This is a genomic window from Pseudoalteromonas aliena (assembly GCF_038155085.1).
Lineage (GTDB): Bacteria > Pseudomonadota > Gammaproteobacteria > Enterobacterales > Alteromonadaceae > Pseudoalteromonas > Pseudoalteromonas aliena_A.
Window position 1 is genome coordinate 16,171 of the sequence record NZ_JBAKAU010000015.1, and the last position, 19,927, is coordinate 36,097.

Annotated in this window: 15 protein-coding genes; 5 read left to right on the forward strand and 10 right to left on the reverse strand. The window is 39.4% G+C overall.

All coding sequences use genetic code 11. The annotated features are described in order from the left end of the window. Position 1: 1 nt before the first annotated feature. From V6260_RS13930 to V6260_RS13940, 3 genes are read right to left on the reverse strand one after another with little or no spacing between them, the layout of a single operon-like run. Positions 2 to 2,029 (reverse strand): DNA phosphorothioation-associated putative methyltransferase, encoded by a 2,028-nt coding sequence (locus tag V6260_RS13930; RefSeq protein ID WP_341594745.1) that lies wholly within the window; start codon positions 2,027 to 2,029, stop codon positions 2 to 4. A gap of 3 nt (positions 2,030 to 2,032) precedes the next feature. Next, positions 2,033 to 2,869, reverse strand: coding sequence for a DUF6997 domain-containing protein (locus V6260_RS13935; protein WP_341594746.1), 837 nt, complete (start codon positions 2,867 to 2,869; stop codon positions 2,033 to 2,035). Then, on the reverse strand, positions 2,870 to 3,034 hold the full coding sequence (locus V6260_RS13940) for a hypothetical protein (protein ID WP_341594747.1): 165 nt from the start codon (positions 3,032 to 3,034) through the stop codon (positions 2,870 to 2,872). 476 nt (positions 3,035 to 3,510) lie between these two features. On the opposite strand from V6260_RS13940, the gene V6260_RS13945 reads away from it, so the two are divergent. Further along, a complete protein-coding gene (locus V6260_RS13945; RefSeq protein WP_341594748.1) occupies positions 3,511 to 4,386 on the forward strand; it encodes a nuclease-related domain-containing protein in 876 nt (291 codons plus the stop codon). Between the two features lie 526 nt (positions 4,387 to 4,912). On the opposite strand, the gene V6260_RS13950 is transcribed toward V6260_RS13945, so the two are convergent. Both V6260_RS13950 and dgt read right to left on the reverse strand, forming a co-directional pair. Next, positions 4,913 to 6,229, reverse strand: a complete 1,317-nt coding sequence (locus V6260_RS13950) for a cell surface protein (protein ID WP_341594749.1) — start codon at positions 6,227 to 6,229, stop codon at positions 4,913 to 4,915. A gap of 77 nt (positions 6,230 to 6,306) precedes the next feature. Next, positions 6,307 to 7,773 carry a dGTPase gene (gene dgt, locus V6260_RS13955; protein WP_341594750.1) on the reverse strand — a complete coding sequence of 489 codons (1,467 nt, stop codon included), beginning with the start codon at positions 7,771 to 7,773 and terminating at the stop codon, positions 6,307 to 6,309. Between the two features lie 154 nt (positions 7,774 to 7,927). On the opposite strand from dgt, the gene V6260_RS13960 reads away from it, so the two are divergent. Next, positions 7,928 to 9,148, forward strand: a complete 1,221-nt coding sequence (locus V6260_RS13960) for an ectonucleotide pyrophosphatase/phosphodiesterase (protein WP_341594751.1) — start codon at positions 7,928 to 7,930, stop codon at positions 9,146 to 9,148. Positions 9,149 to 9,237: 89 nt separating this feature from the next. On the opposite strand, the gene V6260_RS13965 is transcribed toward V6260_RS13960, so the two are convergent. Next, on the reverse strand, positions 9,238 to 9,981 hold the full coding sequence (locus tag V6260_RS13965; protein ID WP_341594752.1) for a zinc-dependent metalloprotease family protein: 744 nt from the start codon (positions 9,979 to 9,981) through the stop codon (positions 9,238 to 9,240). A 59-nt stretch (positions 9,982 to 10,040) separates the two neighbouring features. After that, positions 10,041 to 10,754, reverse strand: a complete 714-nt coding sequence (locus V6260_RS13970) for a hypothetical protein (protein ID WP_341594753.1) — start codon at positions 10,752 to 10,754, stop codon at positions 10,041 to 10,043. Between the two features lie 377 nt (positions 10,755 to 11,131). Here V6260_RS13970 and V6260_RS13975 point away from each other — a divergent pair, with 377 nt between their 5' ends. Further along, a complete protein-coding gene (locus V6260_RS13975; RefSeq protein ID WP_341594754.1) occupies positions 11,132 to 12,289 on the forward strand; it encodes a benzoate/H(+) symporter BenE family transporter in 1,158 nt (385 codons plus the stop codon). A 47-nt stretch (positions 12,290 to 12,336) separates the two neighbouring features. Here the strand turns inward: V6260_RS13975 and V6260_RS13980 are convergent, their stop codons facing one another. Next, the gene (locus V6260_RS13980; protein WP_341594755.1) at positions 12,337 to 13,836 is read right to left on the reverse strand and encodes a DUF2235 domain-containing protein; all 1,500 of its coding nucleotides are present in this window, start codon (positions 13,834 to 13,836) and stop codon (positions 12,337 to 12,339) included. Between the two features lie 95 nt (positions 13,837 to 13,931). Next, on the reverse strand, positions 13,932 to 15,236 hold the full coding sequence (locus tag V6260_RS13985) for an NAD(P)/FAD-dependent oxidoreductase (protein ID WP_341594756.1): 1,305 nt from the start codon (positions 15,234 to 15,236) through the stop codon (positions 13,932 to 13,934). A gap of 241 nt (positions 15,237 to 15,477) precedes the next feature. Between V6260_RS13985 and V6260_RS13990 the strand changes: the two genes are divergently transcribed. Continuing rightward, on the forward strand, positions 15,478 to 17,406 hold the full coding sequence (locus V6260_RS13990) for a RecQ family ATP-dependent DNA helicase (RefSeq protein ID WP_341594758.1): 1,929 nt from the start codon (positions 15,478 to 15,480) through the stop codon (positions 17,404 to 17,406). A 45-nt stretch (positions 17,407 to 17,451) separates the two neighbouring features. Beyond that, a complete protein-coding gene (locus tag V6260_RS13995) occupies positions 17,452 to 17,760 on the forward strand; it encodes a YkgJ family cysteine cluster protein (protein WP_149592732.1) in 309 nt (102 codons plus the stop codon). Positions 17,761 to 17,830: 70 nt separating this feature from the next. Here the strand turns inward: V6260_RS13995 and V6260_RS14000 are convergent, their stop codons facing one another. After that, positions 17,831 to 19,450, reverse strand: a complete 1,620-nt coding sequence (locus V6260_RS14000; RefSeq protein ID WP_341594759.1) for a methyl-accepting chemotaxis protein — start codon at positions 19,448 to 19,450, stop codon at positions 17,831 to 17,833. Positions 19,451 to 19,927: the final 477 nt, after the last annotated feature.

Here is a 19,927-nt window from a genome sequence, read left to right on the forward strand (position 1 = left end):
TTTAAATACCATAGAAACGATATTGCTTAAGGGTAAGTTTATTTGTTGATAGCAACTCATTTAAATGTATAAAAGATATTGTTTTATCTTTTCTAAGGTTAGATGTTTCTTTATTTAGGCGTTTATTAAACGCCTTTTGTTTTTTATAATCTTCAAACGTATCATCAATATAGTCAATTTTATTGAGGAGGAGCGGTCGTTTTTCTTTAATGACGTAATCAAAAAAGTCTACATCTTGATCTGCCATTTTTATTTTCACACGCTCTTTAAGTTGTGGAAGGGGGGAGTCATAAAACCCTTCGTAACCAAGCAGTGTTACCTTACCTGAATGCATGTGAATTTTAATAAGCTGAATATCATCAAGCTCACCGTACATTTGTAGTGCTGCGCCAATATATACGCGAAGTACTAAAGGTAGTAGGGTTATAAAGTCTTTATGGAGTGTTAATGCATGAGGCTGATCATTCTCAAAGTCGACTTTACCTGCGGGTAATATCTTCTCAGCTTCTAGGCACAATGATTCAATTAATCTACTATCTGCTATTTGAAAAAGTAACTCAGTGGCTTGGTGCTGCGCTATTTTGTAAGTGTCGAAGAATGCTTTTATATCACGTTTTAAGTCTTCAGGTTGTTGTGCGTAAGGCTTTCGCTTTTCAAACATGGCAAGTGCAAAGTAAAGAAGTAAATCTTCTTTACGCATTGTTTCAGCTGTTTTTAGCTCTTCTTCTTCAAACCATTTTAAGACAAGTTGCAGGGCTTTTTTATTTGAACCAATAACTTCTTTTATTTTGTCACTTTGCGTAAACTCATTGCTTGCTGGGCAGCGGCCAAGCGTTAGGCATGCAAGCCAAAACGATTCAAAAAGTTGCTGGTGTTGCGTAAATAAAATTCTCGCCTGTTCTTCATTTACAGGTTCTGGTGCTGTTAGGTGCTGCCACCTATAAGTACGTTTATGGCGATTCTGCAAAAAGTGTTGTTCGAGCTGCTTATCTTTAAATATGTAATAAATACCAGGGGCAACAGCAATGGCGTTTTCGTCAACGCTCATTTCTATAAATGCTTTAAGCTCTGATTGCGTGTAGTATTTTTGAAAGGTATTACGACTCGTAATTACGCCATCTTTATAAGGTTGAAACTGACTTATCAGCGTTTCGTTTCCGAGCATTGCTGATACAACAAGTAACTTTTGTGAAAGCTCCCATGCCCCAAGCAACGCTTCTATTCGCTCATCTCTGTCTTCTATTACATTAATTACAAAACCAATGTTAACAATGTCAGAAATAACTTTATCAGCGTCAGGGCGGTAGTTTAAATCCCAACCTAATGCATCTATTCCATGGGCTTCGAGTTCGCGCAAGTCGTCGCCTCTGCCGCATCCATAATCAAATATTGAATAGTCGCCATTCAAAAAGCCATTTTTAGCTAATGTTTTTAAAGGAGCAGAAAGCTCATGCCGTACAATGGCCGTTAAATGTCGATCTATTGTTTTATCATCATTAGGGCTTTGTACAGCAGAGCTTCGAAATAAACGACCATCAACTAGCTCATATCCTTTTTTAGTAATTAAACGTTCCCATGAGCCTTTAAAACCGATCATACGGGTATTTTCGTATAAGCCTGCTTGCTCACCTTCAGCAGTTAAGTCACAAAATAATTGGTAGTGTTTATTAGTTGGCGAAACCATGGTTTCTTTTCTGTGTAAAATTGGTGGGTTTTCGCTGTTATCGTACTTAGTGATTTTATGACTAAGCTTTGCTAGATCTACAGTTACGCTTTGTTTTAATGCGGGGTAAGAGCCCTGATAAAAAGTTGGGTAGCTTAATAACGAAAGCCTGAAGTCGTTTTTAAATAACTTAATAAGATCGTAATCGGCTTCATCAACCTTGAGTGCTTGAGCAACAACTTTAATAAATTTAACTAAATCGGCAGGTGCATCAGCAAATGCGTCTTTATGAAAATAAATAGCATCAGGTAGCTTTTTGGCTGTTTTTACTTTTTTTACAAGTTGCTTAAATTGCTCTGCGTTCATAGGTTAATAATTTGCTAAGTGTAGTGCCTGCACTTTACAGGGGCTTAATGTATCCAAACTATATAGTTCATCTTGTTGATTTACAATGCAAGGGCACTCAGCAATATAAAAGTCGATCCCTTTTTCTGTTTTTATACTTCTCAAGTAAACAGGGACTATAGGCATAGACGAGGGCAGCTTTTGTAATAGGCTTAAACTGGGGTAAAGCAATTTGTGTTTTGCTAGTGAATCAAACTTATCGCCATGTTTTGCTTCTATCACAAATAAATGTTCTTTACCGTCTCGCTTAGCAACAAATACAGCGTCGATTTCAACTTGGCCATTTATATGCTCAAGGGCAATATCTTCGTTAGCGAGTGGCTTAAAGTTAAACGTGAATGTACTTTGCCCCGTTGCTGGAACAACTATTGTTTTATCATCTTTTAAGTTAAGTGCTTCAGCCATTAACCCTGACGCTATAGCTAAATTAACTACGGAGGTTTCAGTAACTTTAGGCAGGAGCTGAAATGCAAATAAGCTTCTTATTGATACGTTTGGCAAAAATAGCTCTGGCTGTAATTGACCAAACAGCGCTTGATCGTTGAAAAAGAAATCGTTTACATCATTTGATTTTACAAGAGAGAAATAAGTTTGATTATCGCCTAAGCGAGAACCAAGCCTCAGCACCATTGTATTTTGCTCTTTTAAAAGCTTTGGTAGCTTCTTAATAGAATCTATCGATATTGATGCTGCAGTATTTGCTTTTAAATTGTTAGTACTTACGTATTTTTGAAAGCCTTGAGGAGAAGATACTTTTTGCTCTTTGGCTTGCATTTCTTGTAGTAAATCATGAAATATCACTTATTCATCCTTGATTTCAAAATAATAAAAGTACGCGCGACCGCGTTTTTCAAACTTAAGCTCGTCACGTTCTCGGCGATGCATTAACTCACAGTCTGATATTTTTAAGAGCTTCATCGTTTCTTTACTTGAAAACCACTCACCTTGTTGTTTTTGGTTAGACATTTAAGTTACTTAAATTATGTATAAATTTAATATACCTAACTCTAAGTACATCGACAAATTTAGCTTAAACGCGACAGCTAAGGCATCCCCCCGTGATCATACCCGAAATTGAATTAATGATGAGTAATTAACAGCATGGATGCTGTTAAAAGCGTAGCTTGGCCATGGATGGCCTATCTACGCTGGTTACGTTCATATCATTAATTTAAATTGAGGAAACAGTGTGATCCTCGGGGCGCCGTGGGGTTCCAAGGGGCGGTCGGCGGTATCCGCCCCTTGGTTGCCATCGCCAATGCGATATTAGTAAATTAAATTACAAACCAAAAGCGCGAGGTAAACTCCCGCCTACGGCTTTTCGCGCGAGCAAGCTGAGCGCCTACAGGTGTTTAGGTGGGCTTCGTAGCGTGAGTTTGAATAATGCGACATGTACCTTTTTTTAAGGTATAAAGTAAACATTATGATTATAGGAGCTCATCATGGATGATTTATTAAACCAAGGTTTAAGCCTTTTATTTGTTATCGGTAGTGTTTATTCGCTATTAGGTGTTTTGTTTTTCAAAATATGGCTTCATCAGAAGAATGCTAAATTACCTGTAGATCGTAAAAAGCTTAAACGTGTTGCAGCGCAGACACTTAATGAACAAGTTAATGATAAAGTTTTAGATGTAATTGGCTTAGTCTTTTTGTCTGCTTTGATAGTCACAATGCCTTTTGCTATTAAAGGAATCGCTGAAATGTTTGCCAGTGGCAAGCTCAATTACTTTTTAATTATCGTGATCGCATTGGGTTTAATCTATGTGGCACGAAAGCTTTGGGTTAAATCTAATGACTTAATAAAGCTAAAACTAGGGCGTGATGCAGAATTAGCTGTTGCTTCAGAGCTTATAGAATTACAGTCACACGGTTATCAGGTATTTCATGATATACAAGCTGATGGTTTTAATATTGACCATTTAGTTGTTGGGCCAAATGGAATATTTGCTATTGAAACCAAAGGCAGACATAAACGAATAAAAGACGATACAAATTACAAAGTTAAATTTGAGAATAACCATTTAGCATTTCCTTCTTGGTTTGAAAGTAAGCCGTTAGAGCAAGCCCAAAATCAAGCTAATTGGGTGAATAAATGGCTACGAGAGGCAACGGGTTTTAACACCCAAGTTTTGCCTGTTTTATGCTTTCCTGGTTGGTTTGTTGAGCTAAAGCAAAGACCAATCTTTCCAATCGTTTCTCATAAACAAATAGTTAAAACTATCCTTGCAATGCGACAAGTTAGCTTAAATCAAGAGCAGCAGCGTGCTATTTGCTATCAAGTGGTGCAGCGAGCCTTAAACGATAGTAAAGCCATTTAAAAGCTACGCTTTTCGCGCGAGCAAGCTTCGCGCCTACAGCCAATTTTAAGAACGCAGCTAAGAAAGTTCCCCGTGATCACACCCGAATTTAATCAATGATGAGTGATCAACAGCATGTATGCGCGTTAAGCGATGCTTACACAAGGACGTTTTTCATCGCGTTTACGTTCATACCATCAATTTAAATTGAGGAAGTTGTGTGATCCTCGGGGCGCCGTGGGTGACGAATGACCAAAGCGTAGCTTTGCAGCTAGAGGAAGTGGGAAGCATGGATGCTGACAGGAACCCGGTTTCAAGGATGAATTATTAGCAGCAGAGCTGATTTGAAGAAGACCGCCCTTTGGTTGCCATCGCCAACGCGATATAAGTAAATTATTTTATAAACCAAAAGCGCGAGGTAAACTCCCGCCTGCGATTTTGCGCGAGGTAAACTCCCGCTTACGGTTTTGCGCGAGGTAAACTCCCGCCTACGATTTTGGGGCGAATAGAGGGAGTTTAAATATAAATACCGGTTTATAGGATCTTATTACTCTTTGGTTTGTAGCTTTTTAGCGCGCTCTTCGGCGTCTATTAGTGCTTGAGATTTAGGTGGACGTTTTTTCTCTTCTATTTTTGGTTTTTCGTTCGAGTTTGGATCCCAACTTTCATCTAAAGATAAGTTAGCAAAGGGGTTACTGCTTTGTGTTTGCTTAGGCTCAGGTTTTGCTTCTGCTTTTATTTCTGGCTTTTTCGGCATTGGCTTTTCACCCGGTAGTGGCGCATTAGGATCAAAAGTGCGTATTTCGGGTTCTTTAAAGTCATCAGCACTTCTTATATGTTCGAGTGTAGATTTAGTTATATCTTCAGGGAGGGTTGTTGCTTTTTGCTCTTGAATATCGTTAAGGGCCACGCTTGGGGTGTTAATATTTAGCGGTTCAGGTATAGCTTCCTGTGTTTGCTCTAGCGAGCTGTTTATTAGTTCGTTTTGTTCAAGGTTATTTTGCAGTGGCTTGACTGGTAATTTTTCGCTTTTGGGCTGTTGTGTAGCTGTAGTTTGTACTGAATTTGGCTGCGACTCTTGGGTTGTTACAACACTTTGTGCTACTTCGTTATTTAATATTTGAGGTGTTGGCTTTGGTGCCGGTTTATTTTGCTTTATTGAAGTTGGGCTTTCATTATTTTTTATGTTTTTACTTAAAGTAGGTGGAGCTGTAAAAGCCATTGTTTCGGTTTTGCTTTGTTTTTTGCGGCGTAAACGAATTACTATGATGGCTCCCAAAAGTATAACAACTAATATGGCTAACGTGGGTAATAACAATGAACTGTCGTTTTGTGTAGTTGCTGTTGGTAATGGCAGCGGTGTGTTTGCAGGCTCTGCTTTTGGTGTTATTTTACTCTGTGTTTGCGAGGTGGCCGCTGGCTCTATTGTTATATTTGAGTTGTTGCTACTAGGCTCTGACTGGGTTGTGCTTGGCTCATTTAAAGGGGTAGCTAAAGGTTGTTTTTCTTCTGGTTTTATATCATTTGGCACTAAATCGTTTGTATTTAACTGCTCGTTTGTAGTGTTGTTAACCTGTTTGGTAATAGGCTCAATAACCGGGGCTGGTTTAACTACTTTTGGTTGTGGTTCGTCAATAATAGTAACTGGCTCTATCGGTTTTGGTTGAGTTTGTACTTTTTTAGGCTTATTACAGTTATTTTTATAGTCGCGCTCAGCATTACGGTATTTTCGAGAGGCTTTATTATGGCTGTTTTGCTGCATTTCTTGTTTAATCAAAATGCACATAGCTTCATTGTAAGCGGCGCTTTGCGCACTATAAAATAGAGCAAAGCAAAGAGTGAGTCGAACTAGTTTTATGATCATAGAGTAATAGGCGCTTAAATATTAATAGTTTGATTTTAAGCGCAAAATTAAAAATTATCTAGAGCGTAAAACGTGCTTTAATCTATTACCATAAGGCTGCGATATTCATCGTAAGCAAATTGGTCGGTCATGCCGCTAATATAATCTTGAATTAGCCTACAGCGATAATAAAACTCGTACGCTGCAAAGTGATCTGGCTCTTCTTGCATGGCGTCTATTGCGTGTTGGTAGCTATTTAGATGTTTTTTAGAGAGTTTTTTAACAAGGCGCGATTCGATTAATAAACGAGAGTCGCCATTTAGTGCACGTCTAAAGTCGTCTTTATTTAATTGCAGTAGCGGTTTGTAGCAATCGAGGAGGCCATTAATTATGCGGTAGCCTTGTAGTTCTAGTTTTTCGACCTCTTTATTTGAAAACACATGCTCAAGTGCGACTTGTTTTAGCGTTTTGGTCACTGCATGTAAGTGGCTTCTATCTTCTAGAAGTGCGTGATTAAAGTCGCCATGATAAATAGGCTCTATGTTTTCGATAAAGCGCTTAGCTGCGTGATTAACAAGTGGGTGCAGTAATGCTACGCGAAGGTATATAAAAAATTCGCTGTTAAAGTTATATGGCTGTGCTTTAGCTCGGTCTAATGCATAGTCGACGGCTTTATCGACAAAATTTTGATGCTCGGTATCGTTTATAGCTAGGTTTACGAGTACTTTTTTGTAATGAACTTTAAGTTTTTCGCACAGTAGTTCGGTGCTTATTATGTCTTTTTCTACGGCGTCTTCTATGTCGGCTAAACAGTATGATATATCGTCAGCGGCTTCCATTATATAACTTGCTGGGTGGCGGCAGTATGGCTCTATAACTAGTTCATTTTGTAGCGCTTCTACAAAGGCTTTTTCGCTGTAATAATAACCTACTTTTTTCATTAGGTAGTTTTTGTTTTGCGGAATGTCTTTTATATCAAGCCCTGCTGGGCGGGTGTACTTTAAAATACCAGCGCTTTGGCTGTAAGTTAAATTAAGCGTTTGCAAAGAATGAATAATACGTATGCCTTGGGCGTTGCCTTCAAAGTTACAAATATCAAGTGCAAGGTGTTTAAAAATAACGCCTATACCTGTGTTTGGCTCTTTGCATCGCTCAGGCGTTACGCTTGCTAAATTACGATTAAACCAGTGATTTATAGCGGCTTCACCAAAATGTCCAAACGGTGGATTACCTATATCGTGCATTAGGCAGGCCATTTCTACTAGGCTTTCGAGCGGTCGCTCTAGTCCTTTTAAGCCAAACTCAGTTTGCTGTTCAAAGCTTAAATTAGCAAAAATACGTTGTACTATAAATCGGCCAACTTGCTGGACTTCAAGCGAGTGAGTAAGACGAGAGCGAACGGCTGCATTGCGTTCAAGCGGAAACACTTGAGTTTTTTGCTGCAGTCTGCGAATAGCGGCACTATTTATTATACGACCACGGTCGCTTTCAAGCGCCATTTGCAAGTTAGAGGTGGTGCGATACATGCGTGCTGGTGTTATTTTTTTACTAAAATCGATTGTCATCTTCGTTCTTTTCCTAATTGATGACTGGCATTATTTTAGCAACCGTCATTCGTCTTTAATATACTGAGTTTAATCTATCAGTTTGTATCATAAAGTAACAACTTGCTTTAAAATAATTTTTTGAGTAATTGTTGTGCATTTATAGGTGTTTATAATGAAACAGTGGATTTTAAAGGCAGTATCAATTTGCCTAATGTTAGGCATGAGTAGTGCGTTTGCTGCAAAAGAGCAAACGGTGGTACTTATATCAATTGATGGCCTGCGTTGGGATTATATCGAAAAACACGGTGCGCCGAATTTAAAAGCAATGGCGGAGCAGGGCGTTCGCGCGCAAAAGCTAATGCCGGTTTACCCGACTAAAACATTCCCTAATCATATTTCTATTATTACGGGCTTATTACCGGTAAATCATGGCATTGTTGATAATAGTTTTTGTGATAAAGCACGTAAAAATGATTGCTACAGTATGGGCAAAGCACTGGGCGATAGCACATGGGTAAAAGGTATTCCGCTGTGGAACTTAGCAAAAATGCAGGGACTTAAATCGGCTACATATTTTTGGCCTGAGTCTGATGCGTTATTCAATGGGATGACTCCAGATTACTTTTATCATTATTCTAAGTACAGCGATTATCAAAGCCGTGTTGATCAAATTATGCAGTGGTTAAGTTTACCTAAAGCACAGCGCCCACGTTTTATTGCGAGTTACTTTTCGTTAGTTGATAGCATGGGCCACGAATTTGGGCCAGATGCACCACAAACACGTGATGCGGTTAAACAACTCGATGAATTAATGGGGCAGCTACAAACACGTTTAAGCAAATTAGAGCAAGATGTAAATTTAGTTATTGTGTCTGATCACGGTATGACGAGTATAGATCCAGATAAAAGCATTGATGTAACCACACTACCTAAAGATGAAAACTTTTTAGTTAAAAATACTGGCCCACGCTTACTCATTTATACTCAACCTGATGCTAAAAATGCAGATATTGAAGGCTATAAAGCACGTTTACGAGATGCGGCAGGCGGGCGCTATATAGTCTTAACTGACGAACAATTAGCAGCGTACCATTACAATAAAGGCACTCGCGTAGGCGATATTGTGGTGCAAACTACAGCGCCTGCAGTATTTACCAGTGGTAAAAAACCAACGTATTTAGGTACTCACGGCTATGCATATACAGAGGATATGGCGGCATCATTTATTGCTGTTGGCCCTGCATTTAAACAAGGTGTTAGCCTTAAAGAAGTAAGCAATCTTGATATTTATCCTGTACTTGCAAAAGTGATGGGACTTAAATTGTTAAGTAAAGTAGATGGCGATGGTAAAACATTAATGTCTGCTGTTAAGCAAAAGGTAGTTGTGCATTAATCTTCTCTAAAAGAGCGCATATGCGCTCTGAGGGGGAGAAAATATAAAAATTTAGAGTGGGCTATTTAGCCCACTTTTTATTGCGCTACTTATTTAAAGTTAGCAATACTTGTTTTTGTAGCAGTAACAGTACGGATTGCATATGCTTGGTTTGTAATACCAAATGCTGTGCCGTTTACGCTCCAATTAGGGTTAGAGAAGTAATCATATTGAGTTGCGCTGCCATAAACATGTGGGTAGGCCATAATACTTGCAAATTCGTTTTGTACACCGTGACCCATGCCATCAACATATACACCGCCAGACGTATCACCTTGCTTACGTGAATGCGCTAAACCTTGGTTATGACCAAGTTCGTGTACAAATGTAGTTGCACCACAATCAATGGCAGTAATTGAGTACATACGGCTGCTCATTGAACTGTATAGATTGCCATTAGTGCCTTGGCCAACCCATGCTAAACCACACGAGATAAGCCCGTTACCAGCACTTTGGCCTGTGCCTAATACAGCAATCATGTCGGCTTTCCAATCATTGCGCAAACCATCTACGTAGCTGCTATCGGTTACAGCATCTAACCATTGTTCAGACGGTGTTACTGCGTAATCGCCTAGATTTTGAGTGCCCACTAAGCGTAGTGTTATGTCTACACCGTTTTGACTATATACCTGATTACTAAAAGAAATTAACTGATTAATTTTAGTGGTAATGTTGCTTGTCGCAGCTGCTGATTGATCGGTATATAAAATACCTATATCGATTGTTTCTGCTTGCGCAACACTTGCTGCACATAATGCCGCAGTCAGTGCGGTTGCTGTGATTACTTTTTTCATTATTGTATTTCCTTACTCTTGTTGTGGTTGTAATTTAATTAATGACTTATTTTTTGCTATTAGTTTGATGGTACTTCTTCAATTTTAGGAGCAAATACGTCAACTCCTTTTTCCGTATTTGGTTTTAGTGAATTAGTGTCATACTCAATATGGCTTTTATATAAATCACGCTTTGCTGCAATCCAACCGTATTCACCTTTGCTTTCAAAAACATAATTGCCATTTGAGGTAGTAAATTGGCCATATATAGCGTCTTTACCTACGGTTAAAACTGTATTGTGCATACGCCCATCTAGTCCGATTACTTGGCCAAAAATACTTTTGTCGCCGTTGCTTGCTTTGCTTATGCTAGTAATTTCCGCTGTATAGGTTTCTGCTGTTTGCGGGATCGCTAAATCAAAGTTATCGCCTACTTCTAATGACCGCAGAGTAGGTAAGTCAAATTCAATATAGGCTTCATTGGTTAAGTCTGTAGGCAACACTTTGGCACTTTTTAATATTTTTTTTGCCTGATCAGATAGTTTATTTATTGCATCAAAGCGCTCAGGCATTGGGTCCTGAAATACTTCAGTGGGTTTTATTGTTATTGGATCTTTACTCATATCTATTGGTTGAGGGGCTTTGTTATTGGAGGCAAATTTAGAGTCAGCAGGGACTAGATCAATTGCGACTGGAACAATTGGTTTTACTGTCTCATTTGGAACACTTGAAAATAGGTAAATAGCATATGCCGATAAGGAAATAGCAATAATCAAAGCAACATAACGTTTCATTTGTTTCTCTTATGGGGTTTAAAGTTAATTAGTTGTTATGTTTTATATTATAAGTTTGATTAGATCAAGTTTATAAATGTAATCGAAAAGTAGTGAATGCTATTTTTATAACTCACTGTAAAAATTATGTTTACCTTTTTTTGAGTGATAGTTGAAACTAAATTTATTACTTTTTTACAGTGTTTATGCAGGCTGCAGTAGTTTTTTTAGGTACTTATTTTGTTTTTATAATTACAATTATACAGGGCACATTTGCCCGTTAAAAAAACTTAAATTCAGTGTGAATATTTTTCATCAGTGGTATCACAATAGCTAATTGCAAAGCATGAATAGGCAAAGTATGTTATTTGCTGCATAGACAGTATTAAGAGGGATATATGAAAGTGTCAGATCAGTTGCTAAACCGAATTACAGCAGGGCTTGTGGCTGTAATTATAGGTTTTTCGAGTTCAATTGCACTGATTTATCAGGTGGTGATTACCCTTGGTGGCACATCCGACTTAGTGGGTAGTTGGGTTTTAATGCTAGGTTTAGTAATGGGCACAACTTCAATTGGTTTGTCGTATTATTATAAGGTACCTGTTTTAATTGCGTGGTCTACTACGGGGGCTGCATTACTTATTTCAAGTGCACAAGGGTATAACTTAAATGAGGCTGTTGGGGCGTTCATACTCAGCGCATTACTTGTGTTTTTGTCAGGGATTACGGGCTGGTTTGAAAAAATAATGAATCGTATTCCAAGCGAACTTGCTTGTGCGATGCTGGCGGGCATATTAGTTACGTTTGGCATAGATGTGTTTAATTTTATGAACGAAATGCCTCTAGTGATTGGTTTAATGGTTGTTATGTACTTTATTGGTAAGCGATTTTTTTCCCGCTTTGCTATGTTAAGTGTGCTTATTATAGGTGTATTGCTCGCCTGGAAAATGGGTCATATCAATACCGGTGAATTGCATTGGGAAATGAGCAAATTTGTATATATTGAGCCTGTATTTCACTTGCAAGCGTGCATTAGTATAGGTTTACCACTTTATATAGTTACTATGACTTCGCAAAATTTACCGGGTATAGCCGTTTTAAAAGCGCATAAATATAAAGCTCCTGTATCCGCATCACTAAACGTGACTGGCTTTGTAAATATGTTTACAGCTCCGTTTGGGGCGTACTCTATTAATTTAGCCGCGATTACCGCTGCAATTTGCATGAGTAATGAAGCAGATAAAAATCATGATAAGCGTTATTGGGCAAGTATTGCTGCGGGCGTATTTTATATTTTAATGGCGCTATGTGCTGCGACCTTAGTGGGTGTTGTGGCAAGTTTACCGCAAGCCCTTATATTAGCTCTTGCGGGTATTGCATTGTTTGGCACTATTGCAAATAGCTTACAGCAAGCGTTAAGCGGTACAGAATATACGGAGGCGGCAATTGTTACTTTTTTAGTTACTGCGTCTGATTTGACAATGCTTGCAATTGGTTCTGCTTTTTGGGGAATTATAGCAGGTGTATGCACTGTTATGATCACCCAAAAGGATTAAACATATCGTGCAATAATTGGGCTGATAAAACTCTTTTTTTGTCGTTATTATTTTAACCTTGTTACTTTCATTTTTATTTTACCTGCATTAGCGCCATAAAAGCGGCTTAAGTCGTTTGCAAATGGGCAAAACTCGCCAGATTTATCTATTTTAATATCGGCGCCGTTGGCTATTTCAAAAAGGTGGTTGTCGCTTTTATTTATAGCACCAATAAGTGAAAACCATTGTGCGCGAGGAAATCGTCTGAATGGTTCAAGCACAGCCATTGGGATTTCTTTTACGCCAAGTTGTACGTTATCGCGGTTCCAGCCTAATGGGGGGCACTTTATGCCATCATCAAACCAGTATTGATTTGGGTATGGGGTAAAGCGGTACGTAGCGCCTTGCTCTAGCATAAGGCCGGTTGCATTGTATTGCTCAGAGGCAAATACCATTACATCTTGGCTTTGGTTAATACTGAGTACACTCATATTTTGATTAGCCAGCTCTATATGTTGGCTTAAACCAATAAAGCTAAGCGTGGTGTTGTCGTTATAGCTAATTTTGTAATGTCGCTTTTTAAGCGATTCTGGGCGGTAGCTGGTTAGCTTATTAATACGTTCGGCTACGCTGTAGTGTACTAAAGGTTCTAGGTTGCTGGCTTCGTCATCAATTAATACACAGCATTGCCTATCTATTAATTTAAAAAACGGATTAAACCAAAAATAATTTTGTTGATGGCTTAATGCGAGTGGGTCAGGCGTTACGGTTACGTCATCTTGCGCTACTAAGTTGCTATCGGGGAGTAGGGTTTCGTAATCTATGTCGTGGCTAGTGAGTAACGATATATTAAGTGGTTGCTCTATTAACCACTCAAGTGCATAGCGCAAGCAAATATCGGCCAGACCATCGCGGTAATAACCGCCGCCAATGTCTGAATGCGCACCTGCAAACCACAGTTCGGTAATATTATTTTGATGATTCATGAGTGTGGGTTCAAACGCGCGGCGTTTTTCATCAAGAGCTACGCAGTGCAGCGCTTGAGTAATATTGTTTGCAATGGTGTGGTTTTCAAAAATAACGTGCTCTGCGCCGCGTGTTGCTTTACTTACCTTTGATAAGCCAATAGAAGCGACAGTGTCAAACACACATATATAAACGCTATTGTTTATTAGAGGTTCTAAACATTTAGCAAAACGTCTGGCAAGCGCGGCGCCTCGGCTAAAACCCGTTAGCAGTATGGTATCGCCTATTAGGTAGTGAGTTTTAAAGTCGTTAAGTGCTTGATTTAAAATACTGGCTACGTCATCACCGCGAGGAGCAAGAGCTTGATTTAGAATACGTTTAAGCCGGCTACCTTTAGTACCTATACCTTGATAATAAAAACTGAGTTGGTTAGCAAAAGGAGTAATAGGGGAGTTTTCGAGCTTTCCACCTAGTAGTAAGTGTAGTTTGAGGATATTAGAGATACTAGAGTCTTCTTTAAAATGCTCTGAGCTAAACTGTTGTGCATCACGGGGTTCGCTCCCTGTGCCGTCAAAGTTGAAAATTAGCGTTTTGCCCGTCATAACCCAATTTCCTTAGTTGTTTTAAATACTCTACACAGACAATGTTAAAAATTAAAGACAGTGATAACGCTCACTGCCTTTAATTGAAATCGCCTTTAATGTAACTTCATTTTTGGGCGCACCACACGCAGTACTTTTTCGCTTATCCATAATGCAAAGGTTTTTGCACTGCCATGTATGGCGCGTTGGTGCATGCGATACAGTGATATATACATAAAGCGGGCAATTTTACCTTCAATAAAAAAGGTATTACTGGTGAGATTACCCATTAAATTACCCACAGTACTGTAGCTTGATAAATTAACAAGTGAGCCATGGTCGCTATACTTAAAGGCTCGCAGTGGCTGCTGTTTTAGCGTGGCTATTAGGTTTTTTTCGACGCACTGCGCCATTTGGTGCGCCGATTGTGCGCGTGGTGGTACTTGCTTGCCATCGGCCTGAGTAAATGCACAGCAATCACCTAATACAAAAATGCTTTCGTCTACGGTGCTTTGTAAAAACTCGTTTACTTGAATTTGATTACTACGTGTCAGCTCAAAAATACCTAAGTCTTTTATAAAATCAGGTGCTTTTACGCCTGCTGCCCACACCATAATATCGGCATCAATGTGTTCTTCGTCTTTTGTGATAAACCCTTGTGCAGTGCCTTCTTTTACTTGTGTTTGCTCGCGCACGGTTACGCCAAGTTTTAATAGCTCACGTTTAGCACTTACGGCAATACGTTCTGGTAATGCTGGTAAAATACGTGGGCCGGCTTCTATTAAATGAATATGTAAACGCTTAGACGACATATTTGTTAAGCCATAAAGCTTTAATAGCTCAGATACATGATAAAGCTCAGCTGAGAGTTCAACGCCTGTTGCACCGCCGCCTACAATGGCAATATTAAGTGATTGCTGTTGGTTATCGTCTTGATGAAGACGTGTAAAGCTATCTAGTAATGAATGCTGAAAGCGCTCTGCTTGTTGGTTTGAGTCTAAAAAGTAGCAGTGGTCTTTTATACCAGGGGTATTAAAGTCGTTACTTACGCTGCCAATGGCAATGACTAGGTGGTCGTAGCGCACGGTGCGCTTTGGTAAAATTGTGTGGCCAAGCTCATCTAAAAGTGGTGCAAGGGTAACTGTTTTATTGCTTTGATTTATATTGCAAAAAGTACCAAGTTGAAAGTTATAGTGGTGTTTTGCAGCATGGGCTGAATATACAACGCCATCTAAATCGGGGTCAATAGAGCCTGTCGCTACTTCGTGCAGTAACGGCTTCCATATGTGGGTACGGTTTTTGTCTATTAGTAGAATTTCAGCCTGTTTTTTCTTTCCTAATTTATGACCTAATTGCGTTGCGAGTTCTAATCCGCCAGCACCACCGCCAATAACGACGATTTTAGGTGTAGTAATATTCATAACGTTGCCCTCAAAAATAATATACCCAAATAATCTGTATTATTTTTAGTATTTTGAGGTCACTTGGGTATAAAAAGTTATTTTTGGCAAACGTGACTATTTATTTTTACGCTATTAGTTTGCGCTTAAATAAAGGATATGTCAGCAAAAAATGCTGAATAAAGGCATATAAGTTATACTCACTTTCTTATCGTTTAGCTGTGCAGTTAAATTGCTGTTAAAAACACCGAAAAGGACATTTATGACCACGCCATTAACCCAATCACTTGAGCAGCACTTTGGTTTTAGCCAGTTTAGAACAGGGCAGCAGCAAACTATTGAGCAGCTTTTAAATGGGCAATCGTCGTTAGCTATATTTCCGACCGGCTCGGGTAAATCGTTGTGCTATCAATTAACTGCGTTGCATTTACCAAACTTAACGTTAGTGGTTTCGCCTTTACTTGCATTGATGAAAGATCAAATTAGCTTTTTAAATAGCAAAGGTATTTACGCGGCAAGCCTTGATTCGAGCCAAGATCAAATGCAAAGCAGCACCGTAATGAATGATGTGCGAAACGGTAAAATTAAAGTATTAATGGTGTCGGTTGAGCGTTTTAAAAACGAGCGCTTTAGAGAGTTTATAAGCCAAGTGGCGCTTTCTATGTTAGTGGTAGACGAAGCGCACTGTATATCTGAATGGGGCCATAACTTTAGACCCGATTACTTAAAACTACCGCGATACCGCGAAGAGCTGAATATTCCACTGGTATTATTACTTACTGCCACAGCCACTAAAAAAGTAAAACGCGATATGAGCGAGCGTTTTAATATTGCGCCAGAGTGTATTGTACAAACGGGCTTTTACCGAGAAAACTTAGATTTAAGTGTGTTGAGCGTTAAAACCGCCGATAAAAACACCGAGCTTACCAACATTGTTCGCGCGCAAAATGGCCCTGGTATTGTGTATGTAACGCTACAGCAAAGTGCTGAGCAAGTAGCTAATGTGCTAAGTGCGCAAGGTGTGCAGGCGGTGGCGTATCATGCGGGGCTTGAAGATACGCTACGCTGGCAAATTCAAGATGACTTTATGGCGGGTAAAATTAACGTTGTTGTGGCAACCATTGCCTTTGGCATGGGCGTTGATAAGTCAGATATTCGCTTTGTTATTCATTACGATTTACCAAAATCGATTGAAAACTACAGCCAAGAAATTGGCCGTGCAGGGCGCGATGGTAATCCATCAAACTGTTACACCCTTGCCAATTTGGATGGGCTAAATACGGTAGAAAACTTTGTATATGGCGACACCCCTGAGCTTAGCGGTATTGAATACGTAATTAACGATATTCGCCAAAGCCACCAACAATGGGAAATGCAGGAGTACAGCCTTTCAAGTGAAAGCAATATTAGGCAACTGGCACTTAAAACCTTACTCGTACAGCTAGAAATGCAAGGCGCTATAACGCCACAGTATGCCTACTACGCTGACTTTAAATATAAATTTTTGGTTGATAAAAACGAGCTGCTAAGTCAGTTTGATGAGCAGCGACAAGCTTTTTTAACGCAAATATTTAGCCATACCGATTTTAAAAAAATATGGGGCACGCTAAATTTTGACTCCCTTACACAAGCCGCGCAGGTTGATCGCAAACGCGTAGTGGCAGCTCTTGACTACCTAGCCGAAAAAAACCTAATAACGCTCGAAACCAAACGTATTACCCAAGTATACAAAGTGCATAGCGAGGTTATAAATAACCCTGAACTTGCCCAACATCTTCACGGCTACTTTACCGACAAAGAACAGGCCGAAATTAAACGTATTGCTGCGCTGGTGCGCTTTTTTGAGCTGCAAAGTTGCTTAAGTTATAACTTAGCGCGTTATTTTGATGATCAAAATGCACTACAGCAATGTGGGCATTGTAGTGTGTGTAGAGGCCATGCGGTTAAGCTTGAATACTCTATAGAGCCTGCCTATATTGACGAGCAACTTATTTATCAAAAAGTGGATGAGTTTTTAGCGCATATGGCAGGTAAAGGTAATCATAATGTGGGTATTGAAACTCAGTGCCGCTTTTTAGCGGGGATGAGTGTGCCATTATTTGCACGTAATAAAGTGCGCCAGCTGAGTGGTTTTGCACTGTGCGAACAAATGCGTTATAGCGATATTAAAGCAAAACTACTAGCGCGCTGAACTAGTTACTGTATCCTAGTGGCTTATTCAAAAAAGTAAGTCACTATGCCTCATATTGTCATTCCTGTTGAAAATATTTCTACTACCCCAGAGCCTGTTACGTGTGCTAACTGCCAAGCCTGTTGTTGCCAATTAGAAGTGCGCATAGTAACCGACACCGGCGTGCCATTTAACTACATTGAATACGATAAATGGGGCAGTGAAGTAATGAAACGTGCTGAGGACGGTTGGTGCCAAGCACTCGACCGTAATACGCTTATGTGCTCCATTTACGAAAACCGCCCATTAGTTTGCCGTGAGTTTGAAATGGCCTCAGACGAGTGTATTACCGAGCGCGATTTAGCGGGTATATAGTCCCTATTATTAAAATACATAAACAACAAAGGGGCTTAAGAGCCCCTTTGTTTATTACTTACTATAAAAATTAAACTTTAAAGTAGCTAATATACTTTTTAAGTGTGTTTGAAAGGTCAGCTAATGCAACAGCTTCTTGTGCGTTACTGTTAAGCGACATGCTGGTTTCTTTGGACATACTGGCAATTTCTTCAACGCCGGTACTAATCTGTGCCACGGTGGCTACTTGGCTTGATGTTGCATCAACAATTTCCAGCACGTTACTTAATGAGTCGTTAGCTTGTTGCTGTATTTGATGCAATAACTCGTTTGCCTCATGGGTAAGCGTTAGGCCATTTTCCACTTGCGGTACTGTGGTTTCCATAGCTGTTACCGACGCTTGTGTGTTTTCTTGTACTTGCAAAATCATCTTTTCAATATCGCCTGTTGCATCACCAGTACGCTGGGCAAGTTGCCTTACTTCGTCAGCTACAACAGCAAAACCTCGGCCAGTTTCGCCCGCTCTTGCAGCTTCTATCGCTGCATTGAGTGCAAGCAAGTTTGTTTGGTCAGAAATGCTGCGGATCACACTTAAAATATCACCAATGTGTTTTACATGTTCTTGCAACACGTTTACTTGGGTAACCGTGGCTTTAACGGTTACAGAAATTTGCTCAATTTCAGCCGCTACTTTCTGCACTGCTATGCTACCTTGCTGCGATAATTGTGCAGTTACTTTTGAGTTATCTTCTGTTTGTCTAACAGAGCCTGCAACAGCATTTATACTGCGGCTCATTTCGCCTAAGCTGTTTACTGCCGAGTTTGTGTAGGTTACTTGTGCGTCAGCTGCAGTGAGAGCTTGCTGCGAGCCAGATGCTACGCTTGCAGAGTGAGTAGAAAGCTCTTCAGATGAATTAATAATGCTATCTACAATAGTTTTTAGTTTAGATTGCATAACCCCTACAGAAGCCATCATGCTATTTGGACAACACGACTGTACATCACCTCTTAAATCACCTTGGGCGATAAGGGCTATTACTTCGGCGGCTTCTTGTGGTTCGCCACCTACTGATTTTCTGATAAGTTGGCTAATAACATACGCAACGCTTACACCTATTAAAATAGCAAGCGCGGTGAGCGAAATCATCCAAATTTTAAACGAGCTGGCAATATCGAGAGTATCAATAGTAGTGGTTTGATTTGCTTGTTCTTGTAGGTTTATAAATTGGTTTATAACATTTAGCCACTGGGTAAACGCAGGGCGCGCATCGGTTAATAAAATACGCTTAGCTTCGTTTAGGTTTCCTGCATTTTTAGCATTTATAACACCTTGAATAAAAGGCTGAGTGCGCTGCTCTATTTGATTTATTTTATTAATTAAAGCGCGCTCTTCACTACTCATTTCATTCATAAGCTCTGCCATAGCGCGGCTTGACGTTTGGTAAAATGAATTTAGCTCTTTAATATTATTTAAAACAGTGCGTAAACTGCTTTGTTCGGTAATTAACACTACATCGCGAATTGCTATTGCACGGTCGTGCACACTGCCCCTGAAGTTTATTGCGTAGCGCTGTTTTACCGAATTTACATCGGTCATATGGGTAATGTTATTATTAATAAGGCTAACGCGTGAAATTCCAATAATGGTTAAAATAAGCATCATTGATAAAATTACGCCAAAACCAGTAGTTAAACGCATGTTTATGGTCATGATTGATTCCAAATGTGAGTCAATACGCGCAAGGGCGGCTTGTATTACTAGTGAAAATTTTTAAATAATAACCATATTATGCCCTATAAATTAAAGTTTTATCACCAGTAAGTACTTATTTGTTAATTTTATTTACATATATAATTAAGGCCTGTGACCTTTTTGATTGAAATCCGTTCAAATTAGGGGGTAATCGAGGTGCGAGGTTTATAACCTAGGAGGGTAACTGCTGCGTTACCCTACTGCCACCTTATATGTAAGAATAAGTAAAAACCTAGCAATAAAGAGTAAGTCTTGCCTCTAGTACTGTATATTCGGCATTTATGCTTATTCTGCGTTGTTGCCTATTTATGGTGAGTGATCACACCACCTCGGTAGATAAATAATCCCTAATAATATGAATTTATATATGTATTTGAAATAGGATCTCGGGTCTGTTGATCTTTGCGGATTAAAATTTGTTCAAACTAGGGGCTA